Consider the following 14461-nt stretch of genomic DNA (forward strand, 5'->3'; position numbering starts at 1 on the left):
AGAATCTCCCTAAAAGAAAGATGTGGCATGTATTGTACAGAAACGTAACTTAAAGAATTTATGAAACAGGAAGTGATCTGGGACTTTCTGAATTTACCAGGAATTGCCGGAATTGCCCTAATGGATGGGCGGCCCTTTGCGAGCAACTTAAAGCAACCCCCTGCGGGTAACCCACAGAGATCACAATCTTTTTTTTATGGAAATGATCAGGCTATTAACTTTCAGCAAAAAGAAGCCCTGTCACAAGGTATCCTACAGGTTGTTGAAACGATCCCCGATGGGTTTGAGTCTTTTGAATTAAAGTTTTTGGAGTATCAAGCTTACATTTATAAGCTGCAATCTGGACGAGTTTTGCTGGTGTTGGCGCGTCGAGATTTAGATTTTTTAGCGTATTCAAGGGCGATCGCTCCTCTGCAAGCCTCAATCGAGTCAGACTTTGAAGGGACAATCAGCGTTTTGCACGCGATCGCAGCAACCCAAAATTCACTCGCTATCGATCGGCGCGTGACCCATTCTTCTCTGGCTGCGGGTGTCGAAACCGCTGTAACAGAGCAAGCTATTATTACTTTGCGCGATCTACTAGCGGCATTTAATCACCTCAACACCTTTACAACTCAGTTTTTAGGAACGGCTGTAATTGTCAATTACTTAAAAACGACTCGTCCTGAAAGTGAATGGTTGAGCAAATTTCAGATCGATCGAGCGGCTCATATGACCTTTGTGGGCGAAGTGACGGACGCCGTAACCGACCAGCAGCACCAGTGGATTCGTGATTGGGTGGCAGCCTTTATTCGTCGCTGTTCTCAGGTTGTGCGAAATTTTGGCGCGATCGTCGAACAAAACGCTTTTGATGCTCAACAAAAACTTCTGCTGTTAAATTAACGTGAATTCGATGAAATCTCTCACTACGGTTAAAAATCCAGGCAGCCCCCTAAATCCCCCAATTTCGGGGGACTTTGAACTGAAATTCTTGGCTTAAAGTCCCCCAAAATTGGGGGGTTGGGGGGCAGAAAGCTGAATCACGAAGCGGAAAAACTCCTATCGAACTGACGTTAAATTAACGTGAATTCGGTGAAATCTCTCACTACGGTTGTCAATCCGATCTGCTTCCTAAAGGGGCTAAAAGTCCCCCAGAATGGGCAACTTGAAGGGCAGAAGCGCTTTTTAACGAAGCGACAAACTCAATCGAACTGACGAACTCACATTTCCTCACGCTACCTACCCAACCTACGATGGCCAAAATTGTCAGACTCGAACCGATCGCCCAGCAAACTTCTGTCGAAACCAACGGCAACCTGCTTTCAGTGTTGATCAATAAAAATTTAGACGTTTTGAGAGAGTGTGGCGGCCGCGGTATGTGTGCGACTTGTCACGTCTATGTCAGAGAAGGCATGGAGTCTCTTTCGCCCGTCAACCGTCGAGAACAGCGCACCCTAGAAGTCATTACCTCTTGCAAATCCAACTCTCGCCTCGCTTGTCAGGCCTGTGTTCTCAAAGATGGAGTCGTCGTCGAACTGCCCCCCGGCATGTATATTAACTCCATCAAAGACATCGAAGACCTGATTGGCCGCCGCGCCGAACAAGACCTGCTGCACCCCCTGACCGGACAAGTTTTGGTCGAATCTGGAAAACTGATCACACGATCGATGCTCAAAAAAATCCAGGACACCACGAGCTTTAACGTCTCCAATTATTTCTCAAATTCATCTGGCGGTTAAGAGGAGCAATCAAAAACTGAATGGCACCATTCGTCAAATTTAGAAGATCAGTCCGACCGAAACCTCCTTAAACTCCCCTGATAATGGGAAATTTGAACAGAAAGCTCACATCGTCTATAATTCACCTTTGGTTTCAGGCTTCACCGCTCACGTTCTCGTTACCGCTCTTCCAAATCTGGGAATGCTGCGTACAAAACCACCAATTCGGAGAGAAAGTCACATGTTGAGCCAGATGCAGCGCTTGAGTTTGGAGGCAGAAGGCCGGTACGCCACTGACGAAGAATTGAGCTTTTTGACGGATTATGTGCGATCGTTTGAGTTGCGCGTCCAAACCTACCAAAAACTTCAAGGCTGTGAGGCGCTAGTTATGCAGCAGGTGCAAGCCAAAATGCAGGCGATCGACCCCGCTCTTTTTCGCAGTGGCAATGATGACATCACGATTAAATGGAAGCGAGATACTTTGCGCGTGTTGCGATATTCGGCAGTTGCGATGCTGGTAGACGACCCGGAGACCCTGAGAGAACGGTTTTTGTTTTGGTTTCAAACCATTATGCGAGCCTTTGGCGCTCAACGAAGCTGCAATGTCACCTACACTGTGATGCAGGAAGTCGTCAAACAACACCTCAGCCCCGCTCAAGCCAACGTATTCTTGCCAATCTTAGAAGTCAACCGTCGAATGCTGGGCACCGTCTAGCCGTTAGTTCTCAATCACCAAGGGAATACTCAACCCAATCACTCGTTTCACGGTCATGTCAGCCATTTTTGACTGTGATTTGCGCCCCCACTAGACTTTGCAGGAGAAGATGATGGCGACTGCTCTTTTTAATCAAAACCCCGCGAAACTCAAGAACCCCAAACGCCACAACCACTACGGTTTCAAAGACTTTTTTCAATTTGACCCCGATCGCGGCAACATCATCGACTGGAATGATAGCCAAAATGTGTTGACGACTGAGGACTTTATCATCGGTCTAGTTGAGGGATTAGAAGAAGAAGTCGGAGACGCTTCGGCGGCGACAATGTACACGATCGGCTGTGAGTGGGGCCAGAAGGATGCGTTCTTTTTTGAGAAGTGGTTTGAGAAAGAATACGATCGCAACATGCGTCAGACCAATCTGATGTTTTTGCTCGAAACCTGGTGGTGGCCGTTTACCTCTCAAGGCTGGGGTCGCTGGGAAGTCGATATGGGCGATCGCAAGCAAGGCTTTATGTTCATCAACGTTTTTGATTCCGCTGTGGCGAGAACGCTGGGCGATGTGGGCAAGCCTGTCTGCTATCTTTATGCCGGACTGTACGCTGGATTTTTTACCGAATTGGTGAAAAAACAACTCAGTTGCATTGAGATTCAGTGTTACTCGATGGGCGAGACTTACTGTAAATTTCTGCTGGGCGGCCAAGAGCGCATTGATGCAGCCTCATTCTGGCTCAACGAAGGAGCGACCGCACGAGACATCGAAAAGCGGCTGCGGGCAGGAGAATTGCAATGAGTGCTGGATCATTTCCCGCTCAGGGTCAGAATTGGCTGGACTCCTCCGTTCAAGAATTCTTCAAAACCTGCAATTGGGATGACCACTCGATCGCCGTACAAGATATCCAATTCGCGTCACTCCTCGACGAAAATATTTCTTTGGAGCTTACGCTAAGTGTGGGTCAGTTTTTTGCGGCGGTTAACTGGGAGGGGGCAAGTTTCAACAAAGCGCCTCTACCTATTGTCGAAGCGCCGATCGCCTCAGACTCAGACGGCACATTCACGCTGACAGATTTTTCAGATCTCTTTGGCTAGGTTCTAAAACTGTTGTTGAATTTTATTTTTTGCTATGCAATCTCCGATCGAAACTGTGTTTGACGAAGCCGAAAGTCGCTACCTCAAAACAGAGGAACTGCGAAGCCTGGGTAAATACGTCGTTTCTCTCCCCGAACGGATTAGCGCCTATCGTGCCCTGCGTGACCAAGAATTGACGATCATGCAGCAGGTGGCAGACCAACTTCAACTCAAGCTGCCCGACACCAAGCTAGACGTTTTAGAACGCAGTCTCAAAAATGGCATTCTAGTACTGCGCTATTGTGCAATGGGCATGTTGTTGGCCGATGAAAATTTTGTGCGATCGCGTCTCCTCCATTGGTTGAGCGATTCAGTTCAGCTACACAGCACCCAAGCGATCGACACCACCGTTTATTCACTAACCCTCCAAACCCTCAAAACCACCCTCACGCCCAAACAAATGGCCGCTCTAGAACCCTTCTTCACCCTCGTTCAAAGCGCCTTTATCCAATCTGACCCAGACGAAGATCTCCTCACGATCGCGGGTATGTTCTAAAAAGCGTGAATTCGATGAGGTTCTTTTGCTTCGTTGCTCTGCGCTTCTGCCCCCCCAAGCTGCTCACTCTGGGGGACTTCATTAACTAGAACCAACCAGAACAGTTACTTTCCTCCCTCCTCCCTCCTCCCTCCCTCACCCCCCATGATTTCTGTTGCCGACCTCCTCACCTCCGATCGTCTTCCTGCCAATTATTACGCCAATGAAGTCTACGTCCGAGGCGATCTAGAAATGGGGCTGCTCGAAAGTCGTCGGGGCGATCGTCTGCTGGCCCTGCCCCAAACCCTGCTGCAAGCCATTTATTCTGGGCTGACCAAAGAGACGGGACAGGCTTCTAAGCTGGTGTTGTTTAACTGTGGTCGCTGGTGGGGCAAAAACTTTTACAATCGCTTTCGAGAAGAGTTGTCTGATTACTACGGGACACCGCTCAGTGACATGGTGATGGCTGACTTTTTGCAATCACTCAAGCAATGCTGGATTACCTATGGCTGGGGCAAAATGGACTTAGATCAGACGCACCACCATCGCGGCTTTTTGATCGTTCAAACCTGGAATTCGCCCTTTGCTAATCAAGCCCCTCCGACTGGGTTGCCCGTCTGCTTTCTCGAAGCGGGGATTTTGGCTGCATTTTTTAGTCAGCTTGCCGGGAGAGAATTGTACTGTGTGCAGACAAGCTGTGAGTCAATGGAGGCAGACTGCAATCGCTTTATCATCGGACTCCAAAACCGGGTAGAACCGGCCGAGGCGCTCGTCGAAGGTCATCTAGATCACGACGCTATTCTGCTCAAACTCTGCGGGTAACTCGAAGAGATCAAGTTCTTTCGCTTCGCTGCTGCTTGGCGCTTCTGCCCCCCAACCCATTCTGAGGACTTTGAGATTAGAGTTTTGCATCTCGTACGGTTGCGTCTCGTACTGTCAAATATTCTGATTTTCGCTCCAACTCTCAGATTTAAAACGCCCCCTATCGTGTGTCACAGCCAGAGTTAAATCGATCGAAATATCGCCTCCTGGGATTGGTTGGACAGGGGCAGTTTGGTCGCGTCTATTGTGCTATTCACCGCAAAACTGGGCAGATTGTTGCGCTCAAAGCGTTGGAGCGATCGCGCTTTCCGACTCGACAATTTTTGAGAGAATTACGCTTTCTCACGAGTTTGCAGCATCCGCATATTGTGGCGTTTCAAGCGTTGGAGCATGTAGACGATCGCCGCTATCTGGTCATGGATTATTGCGAAGGCGGGACGCTGCGATCGCTCATGGAATATCGTCTGCATCCCGCCTTGAGTGTCAAACTGGTAGCCGATGTGCTGACCGGACTCGACCACGCCCACAACAATGGGGTTATTCACTGTGACATCAAGCCAGAAAATATTTTGCTCAGTCTGCAACCGATGGGTTGGTCTGCCCGGATTTCTGATTTTGGCATTGCTCGTCTCAGCCAAGAACTCGAACAAAACAGCAACAGTCTGACGGGTTCCCCTGCGTATATGGCTCCAGAGCGATTTTATGGGCAATATTCTCGATCGACTGATTTGTATGCGATCGGGATTCTCCTCTTTGAGTTGTTGGTGGGGCATCGACCGTTTTCTGGCGTTCCTTCAGAGTTGATGTCGGCTCATCTCAATCAATCGGTACAGATTCCAGATTGTGTGCCTGCTCCGTTGCAAAGTCTTTTATTAAAGTCACTGCAAAAGCTTCAGGCACGACGCTTTCATTCGGCGGCTGAGATGTTGTTGGCGCTCAAATCGGTGCTGCAAAGTTGCCCAGAGTTGAAAATTAACCCACGGTCGCCCAACTTTTCACTCCTCGCTTCTACGAGCGTTTTGTTGGCGCATCCTCTACAAAGTTTGCGGGAGGAGATTGTGCGGTATCCGATCGAGCGTCTGGCTGTGATCGAGTCTTCTCCGATTTCGGGGTACGATCGCTATTTGAGTCGATCGTCGAGAGCGTTGACCGTCACTCAGCTAGAAAGGGGCAGTCAGATCTGGGGTCGAGACTATCCCAAAGGGCTGCTGTCGATTGGTCGTCAACGAGGTCAAGAAGGGCTACTAACCCAATTGATTGAACCGATTCGAGAATTACTGATTCGTCCGCAGGGCTGTTTTGTGGTGACGGCGCGATCGATCACCCTGCTCCCATCTCTTAAGCCACTTATTCAAACTGAGCAACCGTTGGTGGTAGATATTGAGGCCCAGGGTCGCTGGATTGCGGTGTCATCGGAGGCTCAGTCTCTCAAAATTGGGCGGCTCCCTGACTTTAGAGTGACTCAGCCGCCGATCGCTTGCTCTGCAAATCTCTTCAAACTGATTGTTCTGGATTCTCGCCATTTGGTTGCGATCTCTCGCGTCTCGGCGGGGACTCATCTAGAATTTTTTAATCGTCGTAGTCAAACGATCGGTCAGGTGTCTCTTCCGGTTCACCTCGATCGCGTCATTTTGGGGAGATCATCTTACCAACTGGCAGCCATCGAACCCAACCATCCCAAATCTCTGTTGTTAATTAACCTCAAACCGTTGAGTTTGCTGCGAATCCCTCTCAAAATCAAACCGAAATTTTTGGCAGCGATCGCCGAGGGCTACAGTCTCATCGATGAACAGGGACAGCTTGTATTAATCGACCACAGCGGACACGGACTCAGCCGCATTACAGGATTAACGAACCCTTGCGCGATCGCGTCTTTTGGTGAATCTGGCTTGCTGGTCGCCACCTGGCATCAAGGACAAGGCAAACTGCACACGCTCAACCTCAAAGCCTTTCTAGACTAGGGACTCAACAAAAGATGGTCTGACCTGTAAGCTAGTAGATAGTGAGAAAATTCTGATTCCCCCTCGCCGTTTTCGCGTTATGACGTTTGACTGGCTCACTCCCAGCCATTGGATAATTTTTGGACTGTTAACTGGGTTTGCGATCGCTCACAGCGGTTTGGCGGCTCTGCGCCCCTGGGCCGAAAAGCGAATTGGAGCAAGGTTTTATCGAGTGTTATTTGCGATCGTTAGTCTCTCGATCGCCGTTCCTGTAATCATTTACTTTTACAATCACCGCTACGATGGGTTACAGCTTTGGCAAGCTCAAGGCGTTCCGGGTGTGCAGAGTTTTGTTTGGGTTCTCTCTGCGATTTCGTTCTTTTTTCTCTATCCGGCTACATTCAATCTGCTTGAAATTGCGGCCATTCAAAAGCCTGAAGTGCATCTGTTTGAGTCAGGCATCATTCGGGTCACGCGCCATCCGCAAATGGTGGGTCAGGTGATCTGGTGTATTGCTCACACCCTATGGTTGGGGACGACTTTTACAATCGTCACCTCGATCGGGCTGATCTTGCATCATTTATTTGGCGTGTGGCATGGCGATCGTCGTCTCAGCGCCCGGTATGGAGAGGCGTTTGAGAAAGTCAGGGAGCGGACATCTATTATGCCGTTTGCGGCTATCGTGCAAAAGCGTCAAACCTTTGAGTGGAAAGAGTTTCTGCGTCCTTCCTACGTGGGGGTCTCCATTTTTATCGGACTACTTTGGTGGGCCCATCCGATATTAGTTGATGCAACAAGCCGCGTACCCTGGTAGGATGATCCCAAAGCAATAGTAAACAGCAATAATAAAAAGAAACTATGCGGTCTTCGATCAGCGAACAGGTGTTTGTGAAGGAAGTGCTGGAATCTTCAATGCCCGTTATTGTCCATTTTTGGGCACCGTGGTGTGGCATTTGTCGATTGATTGAACCCTCGTTGGATAAGCTGCGATCGGATTGGAATGAGCAGATCAAGATCGTTGGCATCAATGCAGATGAAAATCTCAAATTGTCCAGCGGCTATCGGATCAAAACATTGCCAACGGTCTTACTGTTTCGAGAAGGTGAGTTGTTGCAACGGTTTGACAGCTTCCACAATCGCGAGGAGCTTAAGACTGTGTTGCTAAAAGTAATGTCTATGGCGGCACGAGCCGAGATGCCACGGGCGATGTAGTGCGATTAGCTTAAATCTGGCTGGCGGTTCAAACTGCGTCGATAAGAACAAGGTCTACATTCGCAGATTGGGAAATCCTTGCAATTCGTGAAGAAAACTTTGTTGGTAGCCCTGTTGAAGGCACCTGCGAAGCTAACTTCATTCACTAGGTATTGAACCCATGACTCTAAGGATCGTGAATTAAACAACCTGTAATTCTCGCGGTTTCGCTTCGTTTGATTCGGCTTCTGCCCCCTAAATCCCCCAAATTTGGGGGACTTTGAACCGCGAAACTGCCTTAAATTCTAGAATGTCTGCTTTCTCAAAGTCCCCCAGAATGGGGGATTTAGGGGGCGAAGCGATCAGGCAATCATCGATCTTATTCAATTCACGATCCTAAGCTAGACGGGTGGGAATGAATGCGATCGCAAAACCTGCCCCATTCCCGCTTATTTCACTGACTACTCAGAACTATCGACTATGGGCAGCCGCAGAGTTTTGAGGAGGTTGGCTGGCGATTTCAAGCAGCCCTGGAGAATCAATAAAGCCGTAGTAGAAGGAAATCGCCGCGACGATCGCATGAAGCCAGACATCGTTGCCAAAGATGGGAATCAAGCCAAATCCGGTACTAAATTCGGGCACCAGTCCAAAGGCGGCCAGCAGCCCAAAAAAGAAGGCCAATCCGCGCCCATAGATGCGAGATCCACCCAGACCGATCGCTGAGACGAGTCCCAAAATTCCCACAATACTGTAGAGGCCATTCTCAATTGGGTTAATAGGAAACAGCCCAAACAAATAGCCCAACTGTACCTCAATACCGTCATGTGCCTCGATCACATTGATAGGATGCTGCAAAGCCGGGATGAACCCTAAAATTCCAAATACGATAAAAAAGATGCCCGTGAATAAGGCAAAATACTGACCTGGTTTCATGTTCTTCATACGATCGCTCCTGTCCTAAAAATAGAGCTTTTGCTGGCTCTACAAGTGTCTGTTTCAGGCTAGGAAATCGCGATTTGAGTCTCCTCACCATAACGGAGGATTTGGTCAAACCCTAAAGAGGAATTGTTGTGTTACGAAGTTAATTTGGGCGGTGTTGATTGAAGGGATGAATCTGTGAGAGGTGTCCATCTTTTCGCTCCCTAAATTCCCCAAAATTGGGGGACTTTGAACATTTAGTTCTCCTCCATATTGGGGGCAATTCATACCGTAATTCAGCAATGCCTTAATTTGAATAGCAACAACAAGACCTTGACGACCTATGCAAGCCTAGTGAAGCGATGAATAATTACATTAGCAGCGACTACGATCTAGAAAAGTTTGCAATCTTTAAGCAGGGACAGACTTTGGTAGGGGAGAAAAAGTATCAAGAAGCAATTTCTGTGTTCACTCAGGCGATCGATGCTTATCCTGATGATGGAGACGTTTACGTGGGTCGCGCTTGGGCTAAATTTGGGTTAGGTCTGGCAGGAGGAACTGCGAGTGATTTTAGCAATGCGATAACTGATTTTAGCAATGCTGAAGAGGCCTACCGCAAACGAGGACAGTCAAGTAGAGCGGAAAACATGGCAAAGTTGATCAAGCAGATTCAACGCAACAAATTAGGGATTCAGTAAAACCATCACCCGCAAGGACTTAAAGAATGAGTTCAATTGAACAATGCAGAGGAGTTGAATCGTTTGAGTTTAACACCTCGTTTGTGATCGTCAAAGCACCCATTCAAGCGGTTGCCTCTGCGTTTACTCAAATTCGGCAGGCGAAGGTTTGGCAGCAAGATGTCTATGACCGCGAAATCGAAATCGTTGGACAAGATTTTATTGTGTTTCAGTTTCCGAGTCACGAATGGACTTTGATTGATAGTCTTCGAGGGGGAAATTCGACTGAGCAAGATGCTGAAGCACTGGCAAAATATCTCAACACCGAGTCTATCTACTACTTACATAGTGATACAGGTTGCTGTACCATGTACCGTGTCTACGACAGCACAGGGATGGTTGAAAGTTTGTCTTCAGAAAGAGACACCATGCCCTATCAATTTCAATCTAAACGACAACAGCTTTCAATGGAAGAAATTGGACATCCTGCTATGTTTACCGATAGTTTCATGGAAGAGCAAGGAGTCTATATTCCTGCTCTGTTTCTGCCGAAGGTGGCAGTTGGTCAGCACCTTGTCTTAAAGATAGAAGCTCATATTGATGATTCAACTTATCCGATTATGCTCGATCGCTCTGATTTTCAGCGACTTGACCACATTGGAATTGGGCGTTCCTGAATGCCGAGATGAGTTGCTAGACGTTAATGGTAGAAACTAAGTTTTGCTCTTCTCCCGCATTGTCCTAAACTTTTGCTGAAGCTCTCGCAAATTAGCGGATTCACCTCCATAGCGCCAACTGACATAAGCCTGAGAGATGTCTTGAATGATTTGAGCGTGACTTTGTTTGCCGTCTTGCGCCTGTTTTGCATATTCCAGCGGCGTTTGGGACGGGTGTTTGCGAAATCCTTGCGTCGCTAACCATCTCAGCATTTGTTGATAGAGACTTTCCATCGGCGACAGTTTGTTGAGCCAGCGACGGTAGCGAATTTTTTGCCAGCCTTGCCAAGTGAGCCAGCCCACAAAACTCAGACAGGTCGCCAAAATCAGACCAATAAATAGCCCAATCCAACCTCTCGAAAAAAGTCCAACGAGCCAGCCTAAAACGCCACCAAGCCACTGCACGATCGCGCTCATTACCCGATTTAACACCGCCGCAACCGGAGACGGCAACCAACCCGCAACCCACTGCCAAAAGCGCTGAAGTACGGAGAAGGTCTGATCTTCTTCAATGGAAGGTGGAATCAAGTCATGTCCGGGAATCGGATCAAAGGCAAACCAGCCAAACTTGGGAAAATACACTTCTGTCATCGCATAGGCATCCGTGTTTCGCACCACATACAGCCCCGTAAATGGATTGAATTCTCCAGGAGCAAAGCCGACGACGAGCCGTGCAGAAATGCCGATTGATCGCAACATCATCGTCAGCGCCGTCGAGAAATGATCCGGATAGCCCCCTTTGTACTTGAACAAAAAGGCTTCGGTCAAGTCTTCGTCTTTGGGCAACAGCGGCAAATTTGGCTGAATTCTGTAGCGCTGTTTGAGATATTGCGCCAGATAGAGCGCTTTTTCGTAGGGAGACGTGATCGCTTTCTCTGACTTTGAAAGAATCGTCTGAGTTTCTTGACGCACTTTGGCCGCGATCTGAGGGGGAATTTGTAGATAAGATTGACCGTTTCTAGGAATGCCAACGGGCGCTCTCTGCAACCAGGTACGATCGCGGTAAGGCACTTCTGAAAGCACGGTGTAAGTGATGCCTTCGGCCAGGGGTAGGGGCGCTCGCAGTCCGTCTTCAGGATCGATCGCCACCTCTGTTGTGGGAAAGTAAAGCTCTTTGGGCTGCGTCAGCGCAGGAATCAGATTGGGCAACTCAGAAACGATCGTATAAGTTTGAATCACCTCTTTGGTTTTGTTGAGGGTGACGGGTCTGGGTAAGAAAAATTGATAAGACCATTCCGATCGACTCAGCGTTTTGGTTTGATTGTTGCGCGCCAGTTCCCAGCCTTGTCCGGTGTAGCGATCGAAGGCCTGCACTCGCCAAAAGCCCTCGGCTTGCGATCGGACTCTCATGACGACTTTGGGTTCGAGTTGCCCGCGCAGATTTTGATTGATGCGATCGCCAAATCCGTAGTAGAAGGTTTTATCCATCTGCCCAGATTCACCGTTGCGAGCGGCTCCTGCGCCCTGTCCGGCTGCGCCCTGTCCTCGATTGCCGTTTCTCACATAGCCAGGATTGGTAATTTGACGGTTATTAAATTCGCCCTGTAATTGAATCTGCGGACTCATCGGAAAACTTCGCAACTGGTAGCCAGAAAATCGAGGCATCACTGCAAAGATCATCAAGCCCAACGCCAGCGTGATTGCAAACGTAAACGGTAATGAGGAGAAATTAACTTTGCGTAAAGTCAGTTTTGTACTGGTCGATCGACTCAATCCTAAGCGCGATCGATAATCTAATACCAATACTGGAAGCGCGATCGCTAAGAACGCCAGCAACAACACGCCAAAGATCATGGTTTGACTCAGGGTACTCGCCACCCCGATCAAAATTAAACCAATGATCATTGAATAGCCCAAATCTTTGCGACGCGGCAAATCAAAACTGTGTAATACCTGAAGTTGAATCAACAGTTCTACTAAGACCAGCCTTGTGTCGTTGAGTTCTCGATTGCCGATCAGATTGACGAAGAAAGTTGCCAAAGCCACGAGCATCGCGATCGCCAGCGCAAACTTAGTGGGAATGTTGCGATCGTGCCGCCGCATCCAACTCCAGGTTGCCCCAATCAAGCTAAGTGGAATGGCCCAGACGCTGAGATGGGTTTCTGCGGCAATGTCGGTTGCGATGATGCCAATGCTGACGAGTGTCTGAGTCAAAATCCGAAACAAAATTGACTCTTCTGGCTCTGGCATCAGGGCGCGTTGTGGCCACCACGACTGTCTCATAGAAAAGGGTGAAGGTAATTTTACTTATGGTACACGGTTGCACCTTGGGAGGAGAGGGAGGGGGAGGAGTGAGGAGGGAGGAGGGAGGAGAGAGGAGAGAGGAGGGAGGAGAGAGGAGGGAAGAGTGAGGAGTGAGGAGTGAGCTTGATGAAGTTCTTTCCTTTGGTGAGAAATTGGGTTGTTTCCTAAATTTCCCATAAGTGAGGGATATTGAACCGAGACGCTTGTTTCAAAGTTCCCCAAATTGGCAGCTTGGGAGGTAGAAGACTTGGATACCGAAGCGAAAGAACTTCATCGAACGGGTGGTTTGTTAGCGTTGAGGGGTGCTGATGATTGTTTTGATGGTTGGTTTTTATGGGACAGAAAGTGGCGATCGTGGGGTCTGGGGTTGTTGGAGCGGCGATCGCGTATGAACTCAGCAAAATTTCAGAGTTGACAGTGATGGTGTTTGATCAATTGCCTGCACCTGTTGAAGCTGATTTGATCGTTTGTCCGACTTCGACGGGGGCGGCTTTGGGGGTGTTGATGGGGGCAATCAGCAAAAAGGAAAAAGGTCGAAATTTGCAGATGCGCCTATCGAGTCTTCAAGCTTATGAAACGCTGATTCCAGAACTCGAAGCTTTGACAGGAAGTGTGGTTCCCTATAATCAACAGGGAATCTTGATGCTGGAGTTTGAAGAAGATTTGACGCGCTGGGAACGGCTGGTTGAGATTCGACGATCGCAGGGCTTGACGCTGGAGATTTTGGAAGTCGATCGTCTGAGGGCTGACTTTCCTCAGTTGCGTTTGGATGGGGTGAAAGCGGCGATTTATTCTCCTGACGATCGGCAGGTCAATCCCGTCGCGCTGACTCATGCGCTGATCAAAGCCGCTCAACAGAATGGGGCAACTTTTCAGTTCAATACTAAGGTGACCGGGGCGATCGACCACGAACTGCACACTTCACACGGCACGATCGCTACTGATTGGATCGTGATTTCTGCGGCACTAGGATCGACTCCTCTGACAGCAACAATGAATCAACCTGTAGACATTCGTCCTGTGTTGGGGCAGGCGATTCATCTGCGATTAGAGAAGCCGTTCCAGACTTTAGAACCTGTAATTACGGGAAATGATGTGCATTTGGTGCCATTGGGTGGTGGCGATTATTGGGTAGGTGCCACGGTCGAATTTGAGGAGGATGCGGCTCCACTTCGGCCCGATCTCGCTCAATGGGAAGCCGTGATCAATCAAGCGATCGCCTTCTGTCCCCGTCTTGTGGATGCGAAGCCAATTCGCTCCTGGTATGGGCTGCGTCCTCGCCCTCAAGGTCGTCCGGCTCCAATTGTTGAATTGCTCCCAGGCTACAATCAGGTTTTGTTAGCAACGGGCCACTACCGTAACGGCGTTCTTCTGGCTCCCGCGACGGCAAAAATGGTCAGAGATGCGATCGTCAAGCTGTGATTAACGTCAATTCGATGAAATCTTTCGCTGCGGTGGTTAATCTGGGAGAGCAAGCTAAATCCCCCACGAGTGAGGGACTTTGAACTAAAAATCTTGTCTGAAAGTCCTCCAAAATTGGCATCTTGTGGGGCAGAAGACTACAACAACGAAGCAAAAAACCTCTGTCAACCTACCAATTGAACCAGCAACGAAGCGGCAGCACTTCAAGAAATCGATTGGTCAATCCACTTCAAACGCAAAATTTTCTTGCTTAGAACCTAATCGTTCCGCTCTGGAAGTCGATCGTTCTGCTCTGAAATAGAAACATTCCGCTCTGAAATAGAAACGTTGGGGTTTAAGTAGCGATCGTTCTGCTCTGGAATCGAAACGTTCCGCTCTAGAAGTCGATCGTTCTGCTCTGAAATAGAAACGTTGGGGTTTGGAAAGTTAATTCTTCCGCTCTGAAATAGAAACATTCCGCCCTGAAATAGAAACGTTGGGGTTTAAGTAGCGATCGTTCTGCTCTGGAATCGAAAC

At 48.7% G+C, this 14461-nt stretch carries 16 protein-coding genes; 13 read left to right on the top strand and 3 right to left on the bottom strand.

Annotation, left to right across the window (positions count from 1 at the left end; translation table 11 throughout):
- Positions 1 to 60 precede the first annotated feature (60 nt).
- From ACJ2PR_RS13880 to ACJ2PR_RS13925, 10 genes are all read left to right on the top strand, one after another.
- A complete protein-coding gene (locus ACJ2PR_RS13880; RefSeq protein ID WP_446877435.1) occupies positions 61 to 882 on the top strand; it encodes a hypothetical protein in 822 nt (273 codons plus the stop codon).
- Between the two features lie 350 nt (positions 883 to 1232).
- Positions 1233 to 1718 (top strand): 2Fe-2S iron-sulfur cluster-binding protein, encoded by a 486-nt coding sequence (locus ACJ2PR_RS13885; RefSeq protein WP_446868597.1) that lies wholly within the window; start codon positions 1233 to 1235, stop codon positions 1716 to 1718.
- Positions 1719 to 1899: 181 nt separating this feature from the next.
- Positions 1900 to 2412, top strand: coding sequence for a phycobilisome protein (locus tag ACJ2PR_RS13890; protein ID WP_446877436.1), 513 nt, complete (start codon positions 1900 to 1902; stop codon positions 2410 to 2412).
- Positions 2413 to 2524: 112 nt separating this feature from the next.
- The gene (locus ACJ2PR_RS13895) at positions 2525 to 3205 is read left to right on the top strand and encodes a V4R domain-containing protein (RefSeq protein WP_446861744.1); all 681 of its coding nucleotides are present in this window, start codon (positions 2525 to 2527) and stop codon (positions 3203 to 3205) included.
- The gene (locus ACJ2PR_RS13900) at positions 3202 to 3501 is read left to right on the top strand and encodes a hypothetical protein (protein ID WP_446868595.1); all 300 of its coding nucleotides are present in this window, start codon (positions 3202 to 3204) and stop codon (positions 3499 to 3501) included. The genes ACJ2PR_RS13895 and ACJ2PR_RS13900 overlap by 4 nt, the downstream gene beginning before the upstream one ends.
- Positions 3502 to 3535: 34 nt before the next feature.
- The gene (locus ACJ2PR_RS13905) at positions 3536 to 4036 is read left to right on the top strand and encodes a hypothetical protein (RefSeq protein WP_446877437.1); all 501 of its coding nucleotides are present in this window, start codon (positions 3536 to 3538) and stop codon (positions 4034 to 4036) included.
- Positions 4037 to 4180: 144 nt separating this feature from the next.
- A complete protein-coding gene (locus ACJ2PR_RS13910) occupies positions 4181 to 4837 on the top strand; it encodes a V4R domain-containing protein (RefSeq protein WP_446868594.1) in 657 nt (218 codons plus the stop codon).
- Positions 4838 to 5004: 167 nt separating this feature from the next.
- Positions 5005 to 6798, top strand: a complete 1794-nt coding sequence (locus ACJ2PR_RS13915) for a serine/threonine-protein kinase (protein ID WP_446877438.1) — start codon at positions 5005 to 5007, stop codon at positions 6796 to 6798.
- A gap of 79 nt (positions 6799 to 6877) precedes the next feature.
- Positions 6878 to 7591, top strand: coding sequence for an NnrU family protein (locus tag ACJ2PR_RS13920; RefSeq protein ID WP_446877439.1), 714 nt, complete (start codon positions 6878 to 6880; stop codon positions 7589 to 7591).
- A 44-nt stretch (positions 7592 to 7635) separates the two neighbouring features.
- Positions 7636 to 7989, top strand: coding sequence for a thioredoxin family protein (locus ACJ2PR_RS13925; RefSeq protein ID WP_446861738.1), 354 nt, complete (start codon positions 7636 to 7638; stop codon positions 7987 to 7989).
- Positions 7990 to 8439: 450 nt separating this feature from the next.
- On the opposite strand, the gene ACJ2PR_RS13930 is transcribed toward ACJ2PR_RS13925, so the two are convergent.
- Positions 8440 to 8910 carry a DUF4383 domain-containing protein gene (locus ACJ2PR_RS13930; protein WP_446877440.1) on the bottom strand — a complete coding sequence of 157 codons (471 nt, stop codon included), beginning with the start codon at positions 8908 to 8910 and terminating at the stop codon, positions 8440 to 8442.
- A gap of 338 nt (positions 8911 to 9248) precedes the next feature.
- On the opposite strand from ACJ2PR_RS13930, the gene ACJ2PR_RS13935 reads away from it, so the two are divergent.
- Positions 9249 to 9584 (top strand): hypothetical protein, encoded by a 336-nt coding sequence (locus tag ACJ2PR_RS13935; RefSeq protein WP_446877441.1) that lies wholly within the window; start codon positions 9249 to 9251, stop codon positions 9582 to 9584.
- A gap of 26 nt (positions 9585 to 9610) precedes the next feature.
- Positions 9611 to 10240, top strand: a complete 630-nt coding sequence (locus ACJ2PR_RS13940) for a hypothetical protein (RefSeq protein WP_446877442.1) — start codon at positions 9611 to 9613, stop codon at positions 10238 to 10240.
- A gap of 36 nt (positions 10241 to 10276) precedes the next feature.
- Here ACJ2PR_RS13940 and ACJ2PR_RS13945 read toward each other — a convergent pair whose 3' ends face one another.
- Positions 10277 to 12502 carry a transglutaminase TgpA family protein gene (locus ACJ2PR_RS13945; RefSeq protein ID WP_446877443.1) on the bottom strand — a complete coding sequence of 742 codons (2226 nt, stop codon included), beginning with the start codon at positions 12500 to 12502 and terminating at the stop codon, positions 10277 to 10279.
- A gap of 354 nt (positions 12503 to 12856) precedes the next feature.
- Here ACJ2PR_RS13945 and ACJ2PR_RS13950 point away from each other — a divergent pair, with 354 nt between their 5' ends.
- On the top strand, positions 12857 to 13945 hold the full coding sequence (locus ACJ2PR_RS13950; protein ID WP_446877444.1) for an NAD(P)/FAD-dependent oxidoreductase: 1089 nt from the start codon (positions 12857 to 12859) through the stop codon (positions 13943 to 13945).
- A gap of 257 nt (positions 13946 to 14202) precedes the next feature.
- Here ACJ2PR_RS13950 and ACJ2PR_RS13955 read toward each other — a convergent pair whose 3' ends face one another.
- On the bottom strand, positions 14203 to 14400 hold the full coding sequence (locus ACJ2PR_RS13955; RefSeq protein WP_446877445.1) for a hypothetical protein: 198 nt from the start codon (positions 14398 to 14400) through the stop codon (positions 14203 to 14205).
- Between the last annotated feature and the right edge of the window lie 61 nt (positions 14401 to 14461).

The sequence above is a fragment of the Phormidesmis sp. 146-33 genome (assembly GCF_052939515.1).